Source organism: Bradyrhizobium sp. SOJA106 (assembly GCF_059448745.1).
Genome location: NZ_CM182549.1, coordinates 2,942,361 through 2,965,186 on the forward strand (window position 1 = coordinate 2,942,361; position 22,826 = coordinate 2,965,186).

Annotated in this window: 18 protein-coding genes and 2 pseudogenes; 16 read left to right on the plus strand and 4 right to left on the minus strand. The window is 64.6% G+C overall.

The window, feature by feature from the left end; translation table 11 throughout:
* Nucleotides 1-349 precede the first annotated feature (349 nt).
* Both AC5V87_RS13130 and AC5V87_RS13135 read left to right on the plus strand, forming a co-directional pair.
* On the plus strand, nucleotides 350-1,807 hold the full coding sequence (locus tag AC5V87_RS13130; protein ID WP_495371224.1) for a hypothetical protein: 1,458 nt from the start codon (nucleotides 350-352) through the stop codon (nucleotides 1,805-1,807).
* 3 nt (nucleotides 1,808-1,810) lie between these two features.
* Complete coding sequence (locus tag AC5V87_RS13135; protein WP_495371225.1) at nucleotides 1,811-1,966, plus strand: hypothetical protein; 156 nt, start codon at nucleotides 1,811-1,813, stop codon at nucleotides 1,964-1,966.
* Between the two features lie 709 nt (nucleotides 1,967-2,675).
* Here AC5V87_RS13135 and AC5V87_RS13140 read toward each other — a convergent pair.
* On the minus strand, nucleotides 2,676-3,584 hold the full coding sequence (locus AC5V87_RS13140) for a LysR family transcriptional regulator (protein WP_495371226.1): 909 nt from the start codon (nucleotides 3,582-3,584) through the stop codon (nucleotides 2,676-2,678).
* A 121-nt stretch (nucleotides 3,585-3,705) separates the two neighbouring features.
* Between AC5V87_RS13140 and AC5V87_RS13145 the strand changes: the two are divergent.
* The 3 genes and pseudogenes from AC5V87_RS13145 to AC5V87_RS13155 form a co-directional block, all read left to right on the plus strand.
* Nucleotides 3,706-3,936: pseudogene (locus tag AC5V87_RS13145) on the plus strand (MFS transporter); the annotation flags it as partial.
* Nucleotides 3,937-3,989: 53 nt separating this feature from the next.
* A pseudogene (locus AC5V87_RS13150) lies at nucleotides 3,990-4,376 on the plus strand ((R)-mandelonitrile lyase); the annotation flags it as partial.
* A gap of 28 nt (nucleotides 4,377-4,404) precedes the next feature.
* Nucleotides 4,405-5,421 carry a zinc-dependent alcohol dehydrogenase family protein gene (locus AC5V87_RS13155; RefSeq protein WP_495371227.1) on the plus strand — a complete coding sequence of 339 codons (1,017 nt, stop codon included), beginning with the start codon at nucleotides 4,405-4,407 and terminating at the stop codon, nucleotides 5,419-5,421.
* 15 nt (nucleotides 5,422-5,436) lie between these two features.
* Here AC5V87_RS13155 and AC5V87_RS13160 read toward each other — a convergent pair whose 3' ends face one another.
* Both AC5V87_RS13160 and AC5V87_RS13165 read right to left on the minus strand, forming a co-directional pair.
* Nucleotides 5,437-5,889, minus strand: a complete 453-nt coding sequence (locus AC5V87_RS13160; protein ID WP_495371228.1) for an arsenate-mycothiol transferase ArsC — start codon at nucleotides 5,887-5,889, stop codon at nucleotides 5,437-5,439.
* A gap of 357 nt (nucleotides 5,890-6,246) precedes the next feature.
* Entirely contained in the window at nucleotides 6,247-7,986 is a 1,740-nt protein-coding gene (locus tag AC5V87_RS13165) for a methyl-accepting chemotaxis protein (RefSeq protein ID WP_495371229.1), read from the minus strand.
* A gap of 212 nt (nucleotides 7,987-8,198) precedes the next feature.
* On the opposite strand from AC5V87_RS13165, the gene AC5V87_RS13170 reads away from it, so the two are divergent.
* The 5 genes from AC5V87_RS13170 (at nucleotide 8,199) to AC5V87_RS13190 (ending at nucleotide 15,546) form a co-directional block, all read left to right on the plus strand.
* On the plus strand, nucleotides 8,199-9,581 hold the full coding sequence (locus AC5V87_RS13170) for an ethanolamine ammonia-lyase subunit EutB (RefSeq protein WP_495371230.1): 1,383 nt from the start codon (nucleotides 8,199-8,201) through the stop codon (nucleotides 9,579-9,581).
* Between the two features lie 159 nt (nucleotides 9,582-9,740).
* Nucleotides 9,741-11,327 carry a B12-binding domain-containing radical SAM protein gene (locus AC5V87_RS13175; protein WP_456839683.1) on the plus strand — a complete coding sequence of 529 codons (1,587 nt, stop codon included), beginning with the start codon at nucleotides 9,741-9,743 and terminating at the stop codon, nucleotides 11,325-11,327.
* Nucleotides 11,324-12,109, plus strand: a complete 786-nt coding sequence (gene eutC / locus AC5V87_RS13180; protein WP_495371231.1) for an ethanolamine ammonia-lyase subunit EutC — start codon at nucleotides 11,324-11,326, stop codon at nucleotides 12,107-12,109. The genes AC5V87_RS13175 and eutC overlap by 4 nt, the downstream gene beginning before the upstream one ends.
* 205 nt (nucleotides 12,110-12,314) lie before the next feature.
* Nucleotides 12,315-14,681 carry an efflux RND transporter permease subunit gene (locus AC5V87_RS13185; RefSeq protein ID WP_495371232.1) on the plus strand — a complete coding sequence of 789 codons (2,367 nt, stop codon included), beginning with the start codon at nucleotides 12,315-12,317 and terminating at the stop codon, nucleotides 14,679-14,681.
* A gap of 73 nt (nucleotides 14,682-14,754) precedes the next feature.
* A complete protein-coding gene (locus AC5V87_RS13190) occupies nucleotides 14,755-15,546 on the plus strand; it encodes a class I SAM-dependent methyltransferase (RefSeq protein WP_495371233.1) in 792 nt (263 codons plus the stop codon).
* A gap of 108 nt (nucleotides 15,547-15,654) precedes the next feature.
* Here AC5V87_RS13190 and AC5V87_RS13195 read toward each other — a convergent pair whose 3' ends face one another.
* Entirely contained in the window at nucleotides 15,655-16,152 is a 498-nt protein-coding gene (locus AC5V87_RS13195) for a hypothetical protein (protein WP_456839679.1), read from the minus strand.
* Nucleotides 16,153-16,609: 457 nt separating this feature from the next.
* Here AC5V87_RS13195 and AC5V87_RS13200 point away from each other — a divergent pair, with 457 nt between their 5' ends.
* The 6 genes from AC5V87_RS13200 (at nucleotide 16,610) to AC5V87_RS13225 (ending at nucleotide 22,783) form a co-directional block, all read left to right on the plus strand.
* Nucleotides 16,610-16,843 carry a hypothetical protein gene (locus AC5V87_RS13200; RefSeq protein WP_235539468.1) on the plus strand — a complete coding sequence of 78 codons (234 nt, stop codon included), beginning with the start codon at nucleotides 16,610-16,612 and terminating at the stop codon, nucleotides 16,841-16,843.
* Nucleotides 16,844-17,034: 191 nt separating this feature from the next.
* Nucleotides 17,035-17,919: a squalene synthase HpnC gene (hpnC, locus tag AC5V87_RS13205; protein ID WP_495371234.1), complete on the plus strand. Its 885-nt coding sequence runs from the start codon at nucleotides 17,035-17,037 to the stop codon at nucleotides 17,917-17,919.
* Nucleotides 17,909-18,748 (plus strand): presqualene diphosphate synthase HpnD, encoded by an 840-nt coding sequence (gene hpnD, locus AC5V87_RS13210; protein ID WP_456839676.1) that lies wholly within the window; start codon nucleotides 17,909-17,911, stop codon nucleotides 18,746-18,748. Before hpnC ends, hpnD begins: the two co-directional genes overlap by 11 nt.
* The gene (hpnE, locus tag AC5V87_RS13215; RefSeq protein WP_495371235.1) at nucleotides 18,748-20,004 is read left to right on the plus strand and encodes a hydroxysqualene dehydroxylase HpnE; all 1,257 of its coding nucleotides are present in this window, start codon (nucleotides 18,748-18,750) and stop codon (nucleotides 20,002-20,004) included. Before hpnD ends, hpnE begins: the two co-directional genes overlap by 1 nt.
* A 65-nt stretch (nucleotides 20,005-20,069) precedes the next feature.
* Nucleotides 20,070-22,037, plus strand: a complete 1,968-nt coding sequence (shc, locus tag AC5V87_RS13220; protein WP_495371236.1) for a squalene--hopene cyclase — start codon at nucleotides 20,070-20,072, stop codon at nucleotides 22,035-22,037.
* Complete coding sequence (locus tag AC5V87_RS13225; protein WP_456839673.1) at nucleotides 22,034-22,783, plus strand: phosphorylase; 750 nt, start codon at nucleotides 22,034-22,036, stop codon at nucleotides 22,781-22,783. Before shc ends, AC5V87_RS13225 begins: the two co-directional genes overlap by 4 nt.
* Nucleotides 22,784-22,826 lie beyond the last annotated feature (43 nt).

Below are 22,826 nucleotides of genomic sequence, written 5' to 3' on the forward strand. Positions count from 1 at the left end.
TGCGCAGGTCGGCACCGAAGGGCACCGGCGCAACCCTATATGTTATAATAGTGTTATCCATGAGAATGAGAACGCCGCCGCTCTGCGGCAGAATCCTGCCGTTCCTGTTCGGGACGACGCGACATAGGGCCAGCCCCGGCAATGACATGGCATTATTTCGGGCCATTGCGGCATTGTTTCAGATCATTGTAGCACAATAGTAACGACTACCGTCGAGAGTGGCGCTGAGCGCGCTCTACGGCAGGTTCACGCAGGTGAAGGGAATAGACCGCTTCCGCCCGCGAAGAGCGCTTTTGCCGGCCTCACGAGAGGCGGTCGCGCCCCGACTATGTCAGGAAGCAATTTCAGCATGAAGCACCGTTGGATGATTGTGGCCGCGATCCTGCTGACGGCCTTGCTCGTTCAGATGCCCGTCGTTCTCAACGCGGACCTGGGCTGCCTGTTGACCGCAGGCGAGAAGGTTCTCGATGGCGGCAAGCTCGGGGTCGACGTCTTCGAGGTCAATCCGCCGCTCTCGGTCTATCTCTACATGCCCGCGCTGATGCTCGCGCATGCGACCGGCCTTGCACCCGAGATCTTCGTGATCATCCTGGTGATGATCGAGATCGTCGTCGCGCTCATCGTGATCGACCGCGCCGCTGCGGCGGCAGGGCTGGAGGCTGGCGAGAGAAATCTTGCAACTTGCCTGCTCGCGTTCCTGTTCGCAATTCTTCCCAGCGCCGTCTTCGGCCAACGCGAACACATCGCCGTCATTGCGCTGACCCCTTTTGTCGCGATCACCGCGATCCGCTGGCGCGGCCTTGGTCCAGGACCCGTTGCGGTCGTGGCGGGGCTGGGGGCCGGACTCGCCATGAGCATCAAGCCGTATCTTGCGCTCGCGGCAGGCGTGCCGATCATCCTTGCCGCCTTGCGCCAGCGTTCGCTCAGGCCCTGGTTCAGCGCTGAAGCCTGTGCAGCCACCGCCGTCGTCATCGGCTATGGCGCGGTGCTCACTCTCGCATTTCCCGACTATCTGTTCACCTATGCTCCGATGGTCGCGGCCACCTATGTGCCCTTGAGGATGAATCTGAGCGATCTGCTGTATTTCCCGGCGATCGTGATCTTCGCGTCCATCGCGTTTCTGCGCCTTGTGGCTCCGCAACAGTTCAAGCTGGACGGCGACGCAACTCCGTGGCTCGCCGCAGCGATTGGCGGCGCCGCGAGTTTCGTTCTGCAAGGCAAGGGCTGGACCTACACGGCCTTCGCGCTCTGCATGTTCGCGATCGCCGCGCCGTTGCTGCAGGCTCGCACGAGGACGTTGCGCCCGCCGGTGATGGTCGGCGGCCTCGCTGCCATCGTGTTCATCGGATTCTGCCTGTCCGTGCCGGTGCGGCACTTTCCTCCGCTGAAGGAGCGTATCGAGGCCCTCGTCAAAAACCCGCGGCTGATCACGATCACCGATCACGTCGCTCTCGGGCATCCGCTCGTCCGCCAGATCAATGGGACCTGGGCGGGCAAGTCCTGTGTGCAAATGCTGGCGGCCGGCGCGATGATGCAGCAGAAAAACGCGCAGCTCAGTCAGGGCGAGCGGGCGAAGCTGGACGGCATCATCGATCTCGAACGGCGGCAACTCCTGGCCGACCTGCGCAGCGGCCGCCCAGATGTGATTCTGGTGGACACCTACATGTTGAGCTCGGTTCCGTTCGATTGGCTGGCCTGGGCCAATTCGGATCCCGAGCTCAAGGTCGAGCTGAGCCACTATCGTGAGGTCGAGGATGTCGGCCGCGTCCGAATCTTCGTCGATCAAAAAGCCATTTCGGAGCGATAAAGCATGATCCGGACCCGCAGGGCCGCGTTAGCGCAAAATGCGAAGCGGCTTTCCCTCGCGACAAACGCGGAACGCGTTTGCGCGGAGATCATGCGCAAGCAACAGCCTGAAGCGATGACGATTCATCATCTCATCGCGCTTTGGTCCCGGGACGGCTGATCCGGTCCTGACCCGGCGCGACATGTTGTCGATGCCAACCCGTCATCATCTGTTCAAAATCCGCGGCTAGTCTCTGCGTCGACGATCGGTTCGCCGGATGTACGCGGGCGGGTCGCAAGCCTCGGCCCGCATGCCGAGGCTTTTCGTTGTCGAGGCCTCCGCCACGGGAATGGCTGCGCAGGCCGCGCGAGACCCGGCATCATTCTTTGAGGGGGCGCATTTGTCCGAACGCTCCATTTTGGCACAAACTGCATAATTTGCCCGACCTAACCCATGTTAAGCTTGGGCATGGGTAACGAGCTTCTCCTGCGTATCATCGCCATCGCGGCCGGTGCTTTCACTCTGGCCGCCGTCTCTGTGCTCATCTTCAATCATTGATCTATCTCAAGCCGTGCATGTTGCCCGGGCGTTCATGCTGAGGGCAGGACACCGGGACGGAGTGCAACGATGCGACCGTGGGCGATGCATTCGCTGGCTTGGGGGCTGACGGCGATCGGCCTGATCGTCCTCGCCTCTATGATGATCTAAAGCGCGATGAGATCGGGGCGAATCGTCATCGCGCTTTAGATTGTTGCTTGAGCATCATCTCCGCGCAAACGCGTTCTGCGTTTGTCGCGAGGGAAACCGCTGCGCACTTTGCGCTGACGCGGCCCTTCCGGGCCGGATCATGCTCTCGGGCTGCCGCCGGCCGCGCAAGCGGTTAGCTGGTCTAGCTGCGTTTTCTTCGCGGCTCGTGATGGCGGAGCGCATCGACGATCACCTTGAACGCAGCTGAGTTCTGCCGCGAGGTCGGATAATAGATGTAGTAGCCGTCGAACATCGGCGACCAATCGTCGAGCACGACGACGAGCTCGCCGGACCGGATCTGCCGCGTCACCATGTCTTCGGGCACATAGGCGATGCCGAAGCCTTTGACGGCGGCGTCGATCATCGCGCGGGAGTCGTTGAAGGTCAGTTGCCCCTCGACCCGCACCCGGAGATCGGGACCATTCTTGGCGAACTCCCACACGTAATGACCGCCGGCCGCGGCGCGCCGCTTGATGCAGACGTGCTTCAGGAGGTCTTGCGGATGCTTCGGCTTCGGATGTTCCTTCAGATATGCGGGCGAGGCGACCGCGACGAGCCGCCAGTCCGGACCGATGCGCACCGCGATCATGTCTTTCTCGACGCTCTCGCCGAGGCGGACGCCCGCGTCGAAGCCGTCTTCGACGATGTTGCGGAAAGCTGTGTCGAGGCTGAACTCGACCTTGATGTCTGGATATTGCTTCAGGACCGGCACCAGCTTCGGCCAGACCGCTTTGTCGAGCGCGTGTTCCGAGAGCGTGATCCGGACGGTGCCCGACGGCTTGTCGCGCAGGGACATCAGCGCCGCGATGTCGCGCTCGATCTCTTCGATGCGCGGCGCAACCGATTGCAGAAGCCGCTCGCCGGCCTCGGTCAAGCCGACGCTGCGGGTCGTGCGCGTGAGCAGCCGCAGGCCCATCTGCGCTTCCAGCCGCTTGATCGTATGGCTGAGCGTCGATTGCACGACGCCCAGTTTCGCGGCGGCCTTCGTGAAACTGCGCTCGCGGGCAACGGCCACGAAAGCCAGGAGATCGTTGAAATCCTGAGCTGCCATGGCCGCTACCATTCATGGCTACCATCGATTAATGCAAGCAAATTATGCCGGCTATTCGAACTCCATCGGGGCCGCTAGATGTCGCCGTGAACACCAGGCGCTTCGCAACACATGGATCCCGATGGACCTCACGATCGATCGAGAGACAACGCGGAGCGCGGTTTTCGCGCTATCGCTTTGTGCCGCCACGCTGGTCGCGTCCGAGTTCATGCCTGTCAGCCTGCTCACGCCGATTGCCAGCAGCCTTCAGCTGACGGAAGGCCAAGCCGGGCAAGCCATTTCCGTATCGGGGCTGTTCGCAATCCTCACCAGCCTTTTCATCTCGGCGGCGAGGCGCGGTGCCGATCGGCGGACCGCGGGCAATGCTTGAAGCACTGCAGCAACCATCACCTCAGAGGATACAACATGCAAATTCGCCAAGCAGGCTCGCAACCGTCAGTCCAGGCTCCGGCGGAATATTTCACGGGCACGGTCCGTATCGATCCCTTGTTTCCTGCCGTCGGTCCGTCTCGCGTCGCCGGCAATCACGTCACCTTCGAGCCCGGCGCGCGCACGGCGTGGCACACGCATCCGTTTGGTCAGACGCTCATCGTGACCTCAGGCCTCGGCCGCGTGCAGCGTTGGGGCGGACCGGTCGAAAACATCCGTCCCGGTGACGTGGTCTCGTTCGAACCCGGCGAGAAGCACTGGCATGGCGCGTCCGCCACGTCCGCCATGAGCCATATCGCGATTCAGGAATCGCTCGACGGCAACCCGGTCACATGGATGGAACGGGTGACGGACGAGCAATACGGCGCCCCACAGCCAAAGGAGCATGACAATGAAAGCAACCGTTCTCTACGGGCCCGGCGATATCCGCTACGAAGGCGTCAACGATCCGAAGATCGTTCACCCCACTGACGCCATCATCAAGCTGTCGGCCACCTGCATCTGCGGCTCCGATCTCTGGCCTTATCGCGGCCTGCAACCGCAGGACGGACCGATGCATATGGGGCATGAATATTGCGGTGTGGTCGTCGAGGTCGGCAGCGCGGTGCGGACCATCAGGCCCGGTCAGTTCGTCGTCGGCTCGTTCTGCGTGTCGGACAACACCTGCCCGCATTGCAAATTCGGCTTCCAGTCGTCGTGTGAGCAGCGTGAGTTCATGTCGGGCGCGCAAGCCCCTTACGCGCGCGTTGCGCTCGCCGACGGCACGCTGGTCGCAACCAGGGAGATGCCGGGGAGCGACCTCATCCCGCATCTGCTCGCCACTTCCGACGTGCTCGGGACCGGCTGGTATGCGGCCGATGCCGCGGACGTGAAGCAAGGCTCCGTGGTCGCGGTGGTCGGCGACGGCGCGGTCGGCCTCATGGGCGTGCTTGCCGCGAAGGAGATGGGTGCGGAGCGCATCATCGCCATGAGCCGGCACCAGACGCGGCAGGATCTCGCCCGCGCGTTCGGCGCCACCGATATCGTCGTCGAGCGCGGCGCAGAAGGCATCGCGCGCGTCAAAGAGCTGACCCGGGGCGTCGGCGCCGACTCGGTGCTCGAATGCGTCGGCACGCCGGAAGCGATGTCACAGGCGCTCGAAATTGCGCGGCCCGGCGGCACGATCGGCTATGTCGGTGTTCCCCACGGCGTGACCTTCGATGCCCAGGCGTTGTTCTTCGGCCAGCGGCGCATGCTGGGCGGTCCTGCTCCGGTGCGGCGGTTCCTGCCCGATCTGATGGACCGGGTGCTCAATGGACTCATACAGCCGGGCAAGGTGTTCGATCTGACGCTGCCGATCGATCAGGTCGCCGAAGGCTACAAGGCGATGGACCAGCGCCGCGCGATCAAGACGCTGCTGACGGTGTGACGGCGGAGCAGCCTTCTATCGGGAGCGGCTTTGCAGGCTCCCGATCAGCTGCCCCACGAGCTCATCGATCTTGCCCAGCGCCGTTGGCGCATCGAGATACTCGATATCGTCCACGTCCCAGTACTCGACACGATGGGCGACGGCGGCAAAGCGGCGCTCGATCATGGGGCGATGCTCGGCGTCCTTCAGGGCGACCACGAGCCCAGCTCGTGCAAAATCGTCGTGCGTGCAGAGCTCCGGATGCCGCGTAGCGCCTCCCGGCGCGATGCCCTTCGCTTGCAGGGCCTCGAGCGTATACGGCGAGATGGGCCCGACGTTCTCGGGCGAGAGTTTTTCGGCAACGGCGCGCGAGAAGGCATGCCAACCCAGTCCCTCGCGCGTGGCGCGATGGTTGAAGATCTCTTCGGCGTAGCGGCTGCGGTAGTAATTGCCGGTGCAGAGAAACAGCACGCGATTGTTCTTGTTCATTGAGCTGTGCTTCCAGGGATGACTGTCTTTGCCGTTTGCGGCAGCCCGCGTGGTTCGCGACGAATGAAATCACCGTGCTCGCGAGGGCGGCAATTGCGGCCGAATGCCTACACAGCCCAGCGGTGGTCGGATCGGGGATGCAGGCATCGTGCGCCACGGGGTAGGGTTGGCATGCTGACATCATGCCAGTGTTTTGCCCGACGTGTCAAAGGAAATTCGTAAAATCCGCACAGCCGCTGCACGGGGCAGGCAAGCCGTTGATAAGTCTCGGTCGGCTACTGTGCATGGGGTTGTTTTGATATTTTTGTTGGAGCAGGGCAGCGGCCACGTTCCGGCGGCCGATGCGCGATGAACTCGTCATCCCGCCTTGGCGATGCGGCTGTCCGCCGTGCCCGAGCGCAGGTTCTGGAAGAATTTTTCCACCTCGCGCGACAGCGTCTCGGCCGTTGCAGTCAGGCTGCTCGCTGCCGTCAGCACGGAGGAGGCCGCCGTGTCGGTCTCGCCGATGGCGTCGCGCAGCGAGGTGATGTTGACGACCAGCGTTTCGTTGCCCTGCGCCGCGCTCTGCGCATTGGAGGATATCTCGCGCGTGGCCTGGTCCTGCTGGCCGATGGCGCCCGCGATCGCCGAGGTGACCTCGTTGATCTCGCGCACCGCGCCACCGATCTCGCGCACGGCGTCGACCGCATTGCGGGTGGAGGCCTGGATCATCGACACGTTCTCGCCGATTTCGGCGGTGGCCTTGGCGGTCTGGCCCGCCAGCGCCTTCACCTCGTGGGCGACCACGGCAAAGCCGCGGCCGGCATCGCCGGCGCGGGCGGCTTCGATGGTGGCATTGAGCGCGAGCAGGTTGGTCTGCTCGGCGATCGCCTGGATGAGATTGAGCACGCCGTCGATGCGCTGGGTGGCGGCCGCAAGGCTCTCGATCTCGGCAATCGATTTCTCGGTGCGCTGGCCGGTCTGCTCGACCGCGCTCGCGGACTGACGCACCTGGCGGCCGATCTCCTCCACCGACGCCGACAGCTCCTCGGCCGCGCCCGCCACCGCGGTGACGTTGCGTGAAGCTTGCTCGGTGGCGCTGGCCGCCGTGCCGGCGCGGCCGCTGGCGTTCGCGGTGGCGCGTGTGATGGTCTGCGCGGTCTCGCGCATGACGGTGGCATTGTCGGTGAGGCCGCGCATGATCGCGCCGATCGCCTCGCGGAACGACTCGACGGATGTCTCGATGTGGCGGGCGCGCTGCTCGCGCGTCGCGGCCTCTTGCGAGACCTGCGAGGCCAGATTGCGGTTGCGGTCCATGGCCTCCTGGAAGACCTGGATCGCGCGCGCCAGCGCGCCGATCTCGTCGGCGCGCTCGGTGTGCGGCACCGTGACATCCTTGGCGCCGTCGGCGACCTGCTTGATGGTTGCGGTGATCGCCGAGAGCGGCCGCGCGATCGAGCGGGCGATGATGACGATGCCGATCACGACCAGCACCAGCGCCACGCCGCCGAGGCAGGTCAGGACGAAGGACAGCGTGCGGTTGGTCTCGGTCTCCTGCGCGATCTGCTTGGCGCGCTCGGCATAGACCTTGGACAGCGCCTCGAGGTCCTTGTTCAGCGCCGAGCGCACGGAACGGTTGGCGTCGTTGTCGCCCCACTCGCGGCCCGCGGCCGCATTGATCTCGACGGCGCGGCGCACCAGCTCCTTGCGGAACTCGACGAACTGCTCGATGCGCTTCTTGAAGGTCGCGAACTGCTCGGCGTCGTCCGCCTTGACGATGGTCTCCCATCGCTTCACGACCTCGAGGATCTGCGCGTTGAACTTGAGCAGGCCATCGCCGTATTTCTTCACGACGGCGGGCTCCGTCGACATGTAGACGCCGCGCGACTCCATCACGACCGCGTAGACCAGTGAGTTGACCCGCTCGACGTTCAGCGCGGCGGCATTCGCGGTCTCGATCGCGTTGGTCAGCTCGGCGCTGCGGCGGCTGTTGTAGTCGGACAGCATCGCGATCGCCGCGGTCAGCAGAGCGAACAATGCGAAGATCGCATAGAGCTTGACGCTCAGCGTGAAACGGCCCGCCAGGCTGGCGGCATTCCCAGATCGTTCTGATGTCATGGTGCGGGCCCGAATGGCCGGGAGCGGCCGGAAAGTGCAGTCGTTTAAAATTGATACAAAACTATGCAGAACGAAGGTGGATGCAGCGTTAATGCGCGCGCTTCGCCCTTAGTCGAAGGAAAGGTAAGATATTTCAGCGTCTTGATCCGAAGCCATAGTTTCAGGATAGTCCCTGGAGTCGGCCGCTGGCCGACGCCCCCCCGGAGAGGCCCTTGGTCTACCGCCACACCATCGACGCCACGACCCACACTTTCCCCGATCTGCGCGACCTGCTCGCCAAGGCGAGCCCGCCGCGCTCCGGCGACCGGCTGGCCGGGATCGCTGCCGGTAGTGCCGAGCAGATGATCGCGGCGCGGATGGCGCTGGCGGACGTCCCGCTCGGGCAGTTCTTGCGGGAAGCAATCATCCCCTATGAGGCCGACGAGGTCACCCGCCTCGTCATCGACAGCCACGACGCCAAAGCGTTTGCGCAGGTCTCCTCGCTCACGGTCGGCGCCTTCCGCGACTGGCTGCTGTCGGATGCGGCGACGCCCGAGGTCTTGCGCCAGCTCGCGTCCGGCATCACCCCGGAGATGGCGGCCGCGGTGTCGAAGCTGATGCGCAACCAGGATCTGGTCCTCACCGCGCGGAAATGCGAGGTCACCACCGCCTTCCGCAACACCATCGGCCTGAAGGGCCGGATCAGCACGCGGCTTCAGCCCAACCATCCGTTCGACGATGCCAGGGGCATCACCGCCTCGATCCTCGACGGCATTTTGCTCGGGGCTGGTGATGCCTGCATCGGCATCAATCCGGCCAGCGACGATCCGGCCGTGATCGCGCAATTGCTGCGGCTGCTCGACGAGATCATCGCGCGGTTGAAGATCCCGACGCAAGGCTGCGTGCTCACCCATGTCACGACCACGCTGTCGCTGATCGGGCAGGGCGTGCCTGTCGACCTCGTCTTCCAGTCGGTCGCCGGCACCGAGGCCGCCAACCGCAGCTTTGGCATCGACCTCGCTTTGCTGAAGGAGGCGCGAGAAGCCGGGCTGTCGCAGAGGCGCGGCACGGTCGGCGAGAACGTGATGTATTTCGAGACGGGCCAAGGCTCGGCGCTGTCAGCCAACGCCCATCACGGCGTCGACCAGCAGACCTGCGAGGCGCGCGCCTATGCGGTCGCCCGCGCCTTCACGCCGTTGCTGGTCAACAGCGTGGTCGGCTTCATTGGCCCGGAATATCTCTACGACGGCAAGGAGATCATCCGGGCAGGGCTCGAGGACCACTTCTGCGGCAAGCTGCTCGGCCTGCCGCTTGGCATCGACATCTGCTACACCAACCATGCCGAGGCGGACCAGGACGACATGGACAATCTGCTGACGCTGCTCGCGGCGGCCGGCGTCACCTTCATCATGGGCGTCCCCGGCGCCGACGACGTCATGCTGAATTACCAGTCCACGTCTTTTCACGACGCGCTCTATGTCCGCGACGTCTTCGGTCTGCGCCGCGCGCCGGAATTCGACGACTGGCTGGTGCAGTCAGGCATTGCGGGCGCCGATTTCCGCCTTGCCGGCGACGCGGGCCTGCTGCCCGATTTTGCCGCGCGGCTGATCGCGTGAGGCGCTCAAGCGCCTGCCTAGATCTCCCAAAGGAAACCATTGGCGGGCTTCGCGAATTAAGATGCTGCCACAATATTGAGAAATTGCGGCTGCAGCGTTACGCTATGTGTCTGCTGGCAATTTGCGCACCATCTGTCGAGCGTGGCTGGGGGAGCTTTGATGCGAGCTGAAAGCAACGGTACGTCCCGGCGGATTCTCTGCGTTTTTCCGCGTTACACGTCCTCGTTTGGCACCTTCGAGCATGCCTATCCGCTGACCGACGGTGTCCGCGCCTTCATGCCGCCGCAGGGACTGCTGCTGCTTGCGGCCTATCTGCCCAGGGAATGGCAGGTCAAATTCGTCGACGAGAATCTCCGACGCACGACCAAGGAAGAGTTCGAATGGGCAGAGGCCGTGTTCGTCAGCGGCATGCACATCCAGCGCCAGCAGATGAACGACATCTGCCGCCGCGCCCATGAATTCGATCTGCCGGTCGCGCTCGGCGGCCCGTCCGTCAGCGCCTGCCCGGACTATTACCCCTCGTTCGACTATCTGCATGTCGGCGAGCTTGGCGATGCCACCAACCAGCTGATCGAGATTCTGTCCCGCGACACCTCGCGCCCGGAGCAGCAGGTGGTGCTGACCACCAAAGACCGCGTGCCGATGACGGAGTTTCCGATCCCGGCCTATGAGCTCGCCGATGTGAAGAAATACTTCCTCGGCAGCATCCAGTATTCCAGCGGCTGCCCCTATCAGTGCGAGTTCTGCGACATCCCCGGCCTCTACGGCCGCAATCCGCGCATCAAGACGCCGGAGCAGATCATCGCCGAGCTCGATCGCCTGCGCGAATGCGGCATGACCGACACGATCTATTTCGTCGACGACAATTTCATCGGCAACCGCAAGGCGGCGATGGATCTGCTGCCGCACCTGATCGAATGGCAGAAGAAGACCGGCTATGTGGTACGGCTCGCCTGCGAGGCGACGCTCAACATCGCCAAGCGCCCCGAGATCCTCGAGAAGATGCGGGAGGCCTTTTTCATCACCATCTTCTGCGGCATCGAGACGCCCGATCCCGACGCGCTGAAGGCGATGCACAAGGACCACAATATGATGGTCCCGATCCTGGAGGGCGTGCGCACCATCAACTCCTACGGCATGGAAGTGGTGTCCGGCATCATCATGGGTCTCGACACTGACAAGCCGAACACCTCGGAAGCGCTGCTCGCCTTCGTCGAGGAGTCCAGGATTCCGCTGCTCACGATCAACCTGCTCCAGGCGCTGCCGAAGACGCCGCTGTGGGACCGGCTGGAGCGGGAAGGGCGCCTGATCGATGACGAGGGGCGCGATTCCAACGTCGACTTCCTGCTGCCCTACGACGACGTCGTCGCGTCCTGGAAGCACGCCATGGCCGTCGCCTACGAGCCCGAGAAGGTCTATGCGCGCTTCCAGTATCAGTGCGACCACGTCTATCCCAATCGCCTCAAGATGCCGGTGCCGGACGAGATGAAGACCTGGCCGAACATCCGGCGCGGGCTCGTCATGTTGCGCAATATCTTCTGGAAGGTCGGCGTACTCGGCGATTACAGGCGGGTGTTTTGGAAATTCGCCCTGGGGCGGCTCCGGCGTGGCGATATCGAGGGCCTGATCGGCTGCACCACGATCGCGCATCATCTCATCACCTTTGCGCGTGCGGCCTCCAGCGGCAAGCAGAACGCGTCGAACTATTCGATCCGGCTGCGCGAAGCATCCGTTCCCGCCGAATGAACGACACACCCGTTCCGGCGCGCCCGACTGTCGATCTCAGATCGTTCACGCCTGCGCGCGTTGCGCTCGGGCGAAGCGGGGCGAGCCTGCCGACAAAGCCGCTGCTCGATTTCACGCTGGCCCACGCCCGCGCCCGCGATGCCGTGCACGCCGCCTTCGACGCACCGCGTCTGGCTGCCGAGCTGAGGGCGCTCGGGCTTGCCGCCACCGAGGTCAGGAGCCGGGCCGCCGATCGCAGCGAATATCTGCGCCGGCCGGATCTCGGACGGCAGCTCGATGCCGGCTCCGCTGCGGCGCTGGCGGATGTCGCCACGGCACCGTGCCGGCTTGTGATCGTCATCGGCGATGGATTGTCGGCGGCCGCGGTCCATGCCCATGCAGTCGCGCTGTTGCAAAGCCTGCTGCCGCGGCTCGGCCAGGACGAGGCTGTCGCGACCGGCCACGTCGTGGTCGCCTCAGGCGCGCGCGTTGCGCTCGGCGACGAGATCGGCGCGATTCTCGGTGCGCGCATGGTCGTGATGCTGATCGGCGAGCGGCCCGGCCTGTCGGCGCCCGACAGCCTCGGCGCCTACCTGACCTTCGCGCCGAAGCCCGGCCGCAGCGATGCCGAGCGCAATTGCGTCTCGAACATCCACAAGGCCGGGTTGAGCTACGACGAGGCCGCCTTCAAAATCGCCTGGCTGGTCCGTGAGGGGCTGGCCCGGGAGGTCACCGGGGTGGCGCTGAAGGACGAGAGCGCCGACCGTGCGCCGCTCCGAATCGGCACCGCGCGGCCCGAATGACGGGCATTCCGGCAAAATCGCCGCATCTTGATCGATTCGGCCGCTCTCCGCCTGCTTGCGAAAAGGCCTTTTGACCTGCTAAACCGCTGCCGGCGATTTTCCGCGCATTTTCAAAGGGCAAGCCTCCCATTGGTATGGCATTTTCAAGCCGTTCGCGGGACGCCATAAGCTCACAGCTTGAGCCGATTTAGGAACTGGATAAGGCATGCTCGAAAAGCACAGCGAGAGTGAGGTTCATGTCGACAAGGTCGAGCAGGGACCTGCGTCCTCGATCGCCTTTGGGCTGGAGCGCATCGGCCTGATCGCGGTCCGGGCGCCGATCATTTCCTGCATCATCCTGCTCGCGCTGATCGTCGGCGCCGTGTTCGGCATCCACCGGATCAAGATCGACGATTCGCTGTCGCAGCTGTTCCGCTCCGACACCCGCGAATTCAAGCAGTATGAAGAGGTGACCAAGAAATTCCCGGCCGAGGAATTCGATGTCCTCGTCGTGGTCGAGGGCAAGAACCTGTTGGCGCGGAACAACCTGGAGAAGCTGCGCGACTTCATCACCGACATGCAGCTGGTCGAAGGCACGCGTGGCCTCGTCTCGCTGTTCTCGGCGCGCCAGGCGCCGGCGCCGGGCAAGCTGCCGGCAGCGCTGTTCCCGGCCGAGCTGCCCGAAGGCGAGGCCTATGACAAGTTCATCGAGACGGTCAAAAACAACGAGATCATCCGCGGCAAGCTGCTGTCGGAGGACGGCACCCTGGCGCTGGTCGTGCTGTCGCTCGATCCGGAGGTGGTCGGCTCCAACAAGCTGACCAAGACCGTCGGCGACATCCGCGCGCTGATGAAGGAGGATCTCGGCGACACCGGGCTCAACGTGCAGCTCTCCGGCGTGCCGGTGATGCAGCTCGAGATCCGCAACGCGGTCGAGCGCGACGGGCTCACCTACAACGTCCTGGGCATCCTCGCCGGCTGCGTCATCGCCATCATCTTCTTCCGCAAGATCTCGTTCATGATCGCGGCGGCGTTTCCGCCGATGATTGCGATCCTGCTGGCGCTCGGCGCACTCGGTTGGGCCAATTTCAATCTCAACATGTTCCTGAACGTGATGACGCCGCTCATCATGGTAATCAGCTTCTCGGACTCGATGCAGCTGACCTTCGCCGCGCGCGACCGGCTGATCGCAGGCCAGGACAAGTTCACCGCGTTCAAGAACGCCGTGCTGGTGGTAGGTCCGGCCTGCGTGCTGACGCACGGCACTGCCGGCATTTCCTTCATCGCGCTTCAGTTCTCCGATTCCGACCTGATCCGCAAGTTCGGCGAGGCGGGCCTTGCCGCCACCATCATCGCGCTGGTCGCGGTGCTGTCGCTGGTGCCGGTGTTCGGCGTGCTGTTCGTGCGCAACGAGAAGATCTTCGCCGTGAAATTCCAGAGCGCCGATGCCGGCGTGCAGGCGCTGCGCAATTTCTGCTACTGGATCGCGGTGCGCATGGTCGGCCGTCCCGGCCTGTTCAGCCTGATTGCGGTGCTGTTCGTCGGCGGCCTCGGCGTCATCTACGCCAATCTGGAGCCGCGCTATCGCCTTGCCGACCAGGTGCCGGACAAGCGCCAGGCGGTTGCCGCCAGCGACCGGCTCGATGCCAAGCTGACCGGCGCCAACCCGGTCAACGTGCTGATCCAGTTTCCCAAGGGGGAAACGCTGTATTCGCCGGAGACGCTCCAGACCATCGCGGACGTGCACGCGACCGTGGAGAAGGCGGCCGGCGTCGGCAACGTCTGGTCGCTCGAGACTCTGCGCCGCTGGCTGGCGGAAAAGGCCGGCAGCGCCGACGTCGCGACGTTGAAGGAATATGTCAACGTCATCCCCGAGCATCTGGTGCGGCGCTTCATCGACGCCGAGCAGGATGCCGTCGTGGTCGCCGGCCGCGTGCCGGACAAGGATTCCAGCCAGCTGCTGCCGATCGTCGAGAAGCTCGATTCCGAGCTCGACGCCGTCCGCAAGAAGCATCCGGGTTACGAGATCGCGGTCACGGGTCTTGCCGCGATCGCGGCGCGCAACTCGGCCAGCATGATCGAGAAGCTGAACCGCGGCCTCACGGTCGAGTTCGCGCTGGTCGCGCTCTTCATCGGCCTTGCCTTCCGCTCATGGGTGGTGATGTTCGCCTGCATCCTGCCGGGCATCTTCCCCGTCGTGATGTCGGGAACGGTGCTGTGGGCGATGGGCGAGGGGCTGCAATTCGCCAGCGTCGTCGCGCTCACCGTCTCGTTCGGCTTGGGCCTCAGCGCCACCATCCACTTCCTCAATCGCCTGCGGCTCGAGAGCAAGCCGGGCGTCGGCTCGGCGCTCGCGGTGGAGCGGGCGACCGTGCTGGTCGGCCCCGCGCTGATCCTGACCACGGTGGTGCTGGCCTGCGGCCTCGTCGTCACCGTGTTCTCCGACCTGCCGTCGCTGCGGCTGTTCGGTTGGCTCAGCGCCTTCTCGATGGTGATGGCGCTCGTCGCCGACCTCTTCATCCTCAGGCCGACGGCGATGTGGCTGATCAATCTGCACGCCAGGCTTCACAGCCCCGACAAGCCGGCGATCTGAGCGGCTTCATCCACCGGACATGGAATCGGCGCAGTCTGGATGACTGCGCCGATTTTCGTTCCAGGGATACCTCATGCGGCCGATACGGCACGACAGCTTCATCATGGAGTTTCAGCGGAAGCGCGGCGGCGATTCCGCCGCCTTTCTCGTCCCGTTCCTGACATCGGACATGATCTTGCTCGACGCCGGCTGCGGACCCGGGACCATTACGGCCGCGCTCGCGAGCGTGGTCGAAAAGGCAGTCGGCGTCGAAATCGAGCCGAAGGCGATCGCCGCCGCACATCGGCTCGCAGCGGCGGAGGGCTTGATCAATCTCGCCTTCGTCGAAGCCGACATGACCGCGCTTCCGTTCGAGAGCGAGGCGTTCGATGCGGTGTTCTTTCATGCCGTGCTCTACCATCACAGCGAGGCGGCGCTGACGCGAACGCTGGCGGAAGCCTGGCGCGTGCTGAAGCGCGGCGGTCTCGTTGCAACGCGCGATGCCGATGTCGGCGGCAACATTCTTCATCCTGAAATCGAGGGCGTACGCCTCGCACTCGATCTCTGGCAGCGCTGGTACGAGCACGACGATCCGGACGCGCTTCGCTTCGGCCGCCGGCAGGGCTCGATTCTTCGTGCGCACGGATTTAGGCCAGTCTGGACCGGTGCGAGTTATGTCAATCACAGCGCCGATGCTGCGCGCCGGGGCGAGGCCGTCGCGGATGCGCGGCGGAGCTTGCTCGGTCTCGGGCCGCAGCTTGTCGCGAAAGGGCTCGCGACCGGCGACGAGATCGAGGCGGCGCTGGCCGGATGGGATGCCTGGGCGCGCGATCCGGATGCGGTCTATTTCAGATGCCGGTGCGAATGTGTCGCGCGCAAGGACTGATCCGGCGGTCTGCGGCGCTCACGCCTGTCGGCGCAGAAGATTCATGTCAGCAAAAAGCCCCCGGCTCGCGAGAACCGGGGGCGTGTTCCTCATCGGGTCGGGAAGGGATCAGCCCTTCGTCATCGTGATGTTGACGCCGCGAATCTCGCCCTTGGAAGAAATCTGCACCGTCTGCTTGGTGCCGTTGGTGCGCAGCGACAGATTGGCGGCGAAGCCGTTGGCCTCGACGAACACGTCGATCTGGCCGCCGCCGGCGGTGCCTTGCAGATTGCCGAAGATGTTGCGGTTGGACTCGCTCCAATTGCCGGAGATCCGCTCGCCCTGGCTGGTCACGTCGCTGGTGAGGTCGAACTTGTAGCTGTCGGAGGCGCAGTGCAGGGCCTGCTTGAGCGCGAGGCCGCTGCCGGCGACCTTGTAGTCCGCCTTGCAGCGGATGCGCTCGGTGGAGCCGTCTGACAGCGACACCGTGCCTGTGCCGGTCCACGCGCCGTCGAATCCGGCAAAGGGTCCGGACGACTGAGCATGGCTTGCCGCAACTGAGAACAGCAGCGCAGTCCCGATGCCGGCCGCCTTGATTGCCAGTCCAGATCGCCCAAAGAATTTCATCTCAAATATCCCGTTTTGGAACGACGTTCATTTACGATTAAGAACGTCTCGCCACATCGAAAGTTTAGTGCCTTGAGCCTGTGTCAGGTTCAAAGCTTGGACGCCAGAGATAGTGCTTCACAACGGCTTGCGCCGCCTCCGATATCGCGATTCCCCGTTCTTCAGCAGGTTTCCGGCCGAAGCGGTCCGGCGGAGAGATGCAGGTGTGCAACAGGTGTCGAGCAAAACGCGACGCTCTTGAATTATGACGTAGTATCAATCCCTTACATCTGCCAATGAAAGTGCAGGGAAGACCTGATTTGGCAGGGTGGCGCCAATTTGGCCGCATTTGCCAGTGCTTGTGCCTTCTCTGAGGCCGCGACTTCGCGGCGACTTGCCATCAGAACAATCCGCTCCGGCCGTCCACCCTGTGCTGTCCGGGATCGGTGCGATTCTGCCGTCAGAATGAAGGAATACAATGCGTAAGCTTCTCGTCGCTCTCACCGTGCTGTCGGCAACCCTGTCCACGGCCGCGTTCGCCCAGCAGGGGCGTGGTACCGAAGCCGAGCAGAAGGCCTGCACGCGCGACGTGCAGAAGTTCTGCCGTCCGGTCATCGACCAGGGCGATTTCACCATCCTCGCCTGCCTCAAGGAGAACCGGGCCAAGATCTCGCAGGCCTGCGACCAGGTCCTGAAGAACCACAACCAGTAAGCTCGGCCACTGGCCCACAAAGGCGGCCGCGGAGCCGCCTTTTCGGGCCGGATCCGTACGGGGCTGCCATCGAGAGACAGGATTGGTTTTGCGGCCATATTCCCCTATATGGGGGCCGCGGCGGCATCGCCGGCATGAGCCCGCGCGAGCGAAAAAGCCCTTCCTGTCCAAACGATTGTAAACCAGCCTCGATGACCTCTGCGAGCGAATTGCGATCCGGCAAGGGTGACCGCGACGAGAATTTTCCCGTCGCGTCCTGGATCATTCATCCGCGTCATCGCGCCCTGATCCTGGCCTATTACAATTTCGTCCGCACCGCCGACGACATCGCCGACCACGCCACGCTGCCCCCCGACCAGAAGCTCGCTTATCTCGACCTGCTCGAGGCGGAACTGCTCGGCAAGGGCGACACGCAGGCCGAGGCCGTCACCCTGCGCCGTGCGCTGGCTGACCGCGGCATGACGCCGCGGCACGCGCTCGACGTGCTGATCGCATTCCGCATGGACGTGACCAAGCTTCGCTACGAGACCTGGGACGAGGTCATCCATTATTGCCGCTATTCGGCGATGCCGGTCGGCCGCTTCATGCTCGACGTCCACGGCGAGAGCACCTCGACCTGGGCCGCATCGGATGCGCTCTGCGCAGGTCTGCAGATCAACAACCACCTGCAGGATTGCGGCAAGGATTTCCGCGAGCTCAACCGCGTCTATCTGCCGCGCGAGGCGCTGGCAGCACACGGCGCCTCGGTCGAGCAGCTCGGGCTCGCACAGTCGCCGCCGGCGATGCTGGCCTGTCTTCAGTCGCTCGCCGCGCGCAACGAGGCGCTACTCGACGACGGCCGCTCGCTCGCTGCGGAGATCCGGGATTTCCGCCTCGGCGTCGACGTCGCGGTGATCCAGGCCTATGCCGACCGCATCGTGCGTCTTCTGAAGGCGCGCGATCCCCTGCGCGAGCGCGTGCATCTGAACAAGTTCGAGCTGCTCACCTTCAGCCTCGCCGGCATGATCGCCGAAGTCGGCCGCCGCGCGGTCGGGCGCAGGGCCATTTCCAGACCGGGGACTGCACATGACGCTTGAGGCGACCTCGCCCGGCGCCAATTATGGCTCGACCGCATCGAACAGCTCCTTCTACGCTGCGATGCGCATCCTGCCGCATGACCAGCGCCAAGCGATGTTCCAGATCTACAGCTTCTGCCGCCAGGTCGACGACATCGCCGATTCCGACGGCCCGCGCGACGAGCGGCTCGTCGCGCTGCAGGAGTGGCGCAACGATATCGACGCGCTCTATCGGGGCAATCCGCCGCCGCGGCTGAAGGACTACGTCGCCTCGGTGAAGACTTTCGGCCTGAAGCGCGAGGATTTCCTCGCCATCGTCGATGGCATGGAGATGGACGTGCCGCAGGACATCCGCGCGCCCGACATGGCAACGCTCGATCTCTATTGCGATCGGGTCGCCAGCGCCGTCGGACGATTGTCGGTGCGCGTGTTCGGCCTGCCGGAAGAGGACGGCATCCTGCTCGCCCACCATCTCGGCCGCGCGCTCCAGCTCACCAACATTCTGCGCGACATCGACGAGGATGCAGGTCTCGGCCGGCTCTATCTGCCGCGCGAGGCGCTGCTGCATGCCGGCATCACCTCCAACGATCCGAACCGCGTGATCGCCGAGCGCGCCCTGCCGAAGGTCTGCCTGCCGCTGGCGCAGCGCGCGAAGACGCATTTCGAAAAGTCGGACGAGATCATGAACCGCAACAAGCGTCGCGCCGTCCGCGCGCCGCGGATCATGTCGAAGTACTATCATTCCATTCTGGACCTTCTGATCGCGCGCGGTTTCGACGCGCCGCGCGAGCCGGTGCGTGTGTCGAAGGTCACACGCATCCTGATCCTGCTCCGCTACGCTTTCATCTGATGCAAAAGACAGCTCACATCATCGGCGCCGGGATTTCCGGCCTCTCTGCCGCCGTGCGGCTCGCCAATGCCGGCTTCAAGGTTGCCGTGCACGAGGCGACGCACCAGGCCGGCGGCCGCTGCCGCTCCTATTTCGACGGTGCCACGAATCTCACCATCGACAATGGCAATCATCTGCTGCTGTCGGGCAACGGCCATGCGCGCGCCTATGCGCGCTCGATCGGCACCGAGGCGGGCCTCGTCGGTCCTGACAGCGCGCAGTTTCCCTTCGTCGACATCAAGACCGGGCAGCGCTGGCAGATCGATCTCGGCAATGGCCGGCTGCCGAGCTGGGTGCTCGACGAAAGCCGCCGCGTGCCCGACACCGGGCTCACCGACTATCTGAAGCTGGCGCCGCTGATCTGGGCCTCGGAAGACACGCCCGTCGGCAAGTCGATTCCTTGCGAAGGCATCCTCTATCAGCGCCTGGTGCAACCGCTGCTGCTTGCCGCGCTCAATGTCGATCCGCCCGAGGGCTCCGCCGGGCTTGCCGGCGCTATCGTGCGCGAGACGCTGCTTGCCGGCGGGCAGGCCTGCCGCCCGCTGATCGCGCGCGACGGCCTCAGCGCCGTGCTGATCGAGCCGGCTGTGAAGTTCTTGGCTGAGCGCGGTCACACCGTTCAGCTCGGCCATGAGCTGCGTTCGTTCCTCAGCAGCGACGGCAAGGTGACCTCACTGAATTTCGGCGGCGAGGACGTGGTCCAGCTCGGTCCGGGTGACGTCATCGTGATGGCGGTGCCGCCGCGCGCGGCAGCGAGCCTGCTGCCGGGCCTGAAGACGCCGACCGAATTCCGCGCCATCGTGAACGCGCATTTCCGCTTTGAGCCGCCGCCGGGCGCAGCGCCGATCCTCGGCGTGATCGGCGGTGTCGTGGAGTGGCTGTTCGCGTTCCCGAACCGGCTCTCGGTCACCATCAGCAATGGCGACCGCCTCGTCGACATGCCGCGCGAGGAGCTGGCGCAGGCGATCTGGAACGACGTTTGCGAGGCGGCCGGCGTGTCCGGCGAGCTGCCGCCGTGGCAGATCGTGCGCGAGCGCCGTGCCACATTTGCGGCGACGCCGGCCCAGAATGCCCTGCGTCCGGGGCCGGCGACTGCGCTGAAAAACCTGTTCCTTGCCGGCGATTGGACTGCTACGGGATTGCCTGCAACCATCGAAGGATCGGTCCGGTCCGGTGACCGCGCCGCCGATCTGGTGCTGGCCGCCAAAGGATCCTGAAAGGCGGCCCTGACGGGCGGATGTCCCGGTCATTTTTCACTCAACTATCGGAGTAATCGAGCGAGATGGATTCCGTGAACGCGCCCAATCGCGAGGCAGTGGAATCGAAGGTGTTGGAATCGAGCATTGCGTCGGCCACGCAAGGCGTCCTCGGCTTCCAGCAATCGGACGGCCATTGGGTGTTCGAGCTCGAGGCCGACTGCACGATTCCGGCCGAGTACATCCTGATGCGCCATTATCTCGCCGAGCCCGTCGACACCGTGCTCGAGGCCAAGATCGGCAACTATCTGCGCCGCGTCCAGGGCGCCCATGGCGGCTGGCCGCTGGTGCATGACGGCGAGTTCGACATGAGCGCCAGCGTGAAGGCTTACTTCGCGCTGAAGATGATCGGCGATTCCGTCGATGCGCCGCACATGGTGCGCGCACGCGAGGCGATCCACGCCCGCGGCGGCGCGATTCATAGCAACGTCTTCACACGCTTCCTGCTCGCGACGTTCGGCGTCGTGACCTGGCGCGCGGTGCCGGTGCTGCCGATCGAGATCGTGCTGCTGCCGTTCTGGTCGCCGTTCCACCTCAACAAGATCTCCTACTGGGCGCGCACCACCATGGTGCCGCTGATGGTGATCGCCGCGCTGAAGCCGCGCGCGAAGAATCCGAAGGGCGTCGGCATCGACGAGCTGTTTTTGCAGGATCCGCGCTCGATCGGCATGACGGCGAAGGCGCCGCACCAGAGCATGGCCTGGTTCCTGCTGTTCCGTTCGCTCGATGCGATCCTGCGCGTGATCGAGCCGCTGTTTCCGAAGAGCCTGCGCCAGCGCGCGATCGACGCGGCGCTCGCCTTCATCGAGGAGCGGCTCAACGGCGAGGACGGCATGGGCGCGATCTATCCGCCCATGGCCAATATCGTCATGATGTACGACGCGCTCGGCAAGGACGAGAATTATCCGCCGCGCGCGGTGACGCGCCGGGGCATCGACAAGCTGCTGGTGATCGGCGAAAACGAAGCCTACTGCCAACCCTGCGTCTCGCCGGTGTGGGACACGACGCTGACCGCGCATGCGCTGCTGGAAGCCGGCGGCGACAAGGCGGTGCCTGCAGCGAGGCAAGGTCTCGACTGGCTGATCCCGAAGCAGGAGCTTCAGGTGAAGGGCGACTGGGCGGTGAAGCGGCCGGACGTGCGTCCGGGCGGCTGGGCCTTCCAATACAACAACGCCTATTACCCTGACCTCGACGACACCGCCGTGGTGGTGATGTCGATGGATCGCATGCGCCGGGAGCACGGCGCGACCGGCTACGACGCCGCGATCGCCCGCGGCCGGGAATGGATCGAGGGAATGCAGAGCGACGACGGCGGCTGGGCCGCCTTCGACGTCAACAACCTCGAATATTACCTGAACAACATCCCGTTCTCGGACCATGGCGCGTTGCTCGATCCGCCGACGGAGGACGTCACGGCGCGCTGCATCTCGATGCTGGCCCAACTCGGCGAGACCGAGAAGACCAGCAAGCAGGTGGCCGCTGGCGTTGCTTATTTGCGCAAGACCCAGCACCCGGAGGGGTCCTGGTATGGCCGCTGGGGCATGAACTTCATCTATGGAACCTGGTCCGTGCTCTGTGCCCTCAACATGGCAGGCGTCGATCATAAGGACCCGATGATCCGCAAGGCCGTCGCCTGGCTGGCCTCGATCCAGAATAGGGACGGCGGCTGGGGGGAGGACGCGGTCAGCTACCGGCTGGACTACAAGGGCTGGGAACCCGCCCCCTCGACCGCCTCGCAGACGGCATGGGCCTTGCTTGCCCTGATGGCGGCAGGCGAGGTTGATCACCCGGCCGTCGCCCGCGGGGTGGAGTACCTGATTGCAACACAAAACAAAAAAGGACTGTGGGACGAGCAGCGGTACACCGCCACAGGCTTCCCCCGCGTGTTCTATCTACGTTATCATGGTTACTCGAAGTTCTTCCCGCTGTGGGCGCTGGCGCGGTATCGGAACTTGCGGAACACCAACAGCAGGGTGGTAGGGGTCGGAATGTGACTTTGGGGACGGGGGACTATGTTACCGCGGGTCAGGCCATCGACCCGCGGCCTATCTTGATTGTGACCGGATTGGTTCAGGAGGCCCGCATCGCGGCCGGGCCGGGAATGGCGGTCATCTGTTCATCCAGCAGCCCGAGCCAGTTGCGGGCCCTGTTGACGGTGGTGGATCCCGAGACGATTCGTGGCGTGATCTCGTTCGGCGTGGCCGGCGGGCTCGATCCGACGCTGCGCTCCGGCGACGTCGTGCTGGCGACCGAGGTGCTCTCCGGGGACACCCGCTGGGCCGCTGGCCTGTCGCTCGGCGACGACCTGATCGAGCGCCTGACCTCCGGCCGCCGCCGTGTGGTGCGCGGCAGCCTCGCCGGCGCCGAGGAGGTGGTCACGAAGCGGTCCTGCAAGGCGGCGCTGCATTCCGAGACCGGGGCTGCGGCTGTCGACATGGAGAGCCACATTGCAGCTGCCTATGCGGCCGAAGCCGGGCTGCCCTTCGCCGCCGTCCGCGTCATCAGCGATCCCGCCCACCGCGCGCTGCCCGCGCTCGCCCGCGCCGCCATCAAGCCGAACGGCCAGATCGACCTCGCCGCCGTGCTGCGCGGCATCGTGCGCAATCCCGCCACGCTGCATGCGCTGGTCTCGACCGGCATCGACTTCAACCGCGCGCTGCGCTCGCTTCGCGGCTGCCGCGACTATCTGATCGGGACGGAGCTCATCGAGAGCGAGATCCTGGTCTCCAAGGCGGCCTGAGCTCTTGACGGGATAAAACAAAGAGCCCGGTCGCCATCGGCGC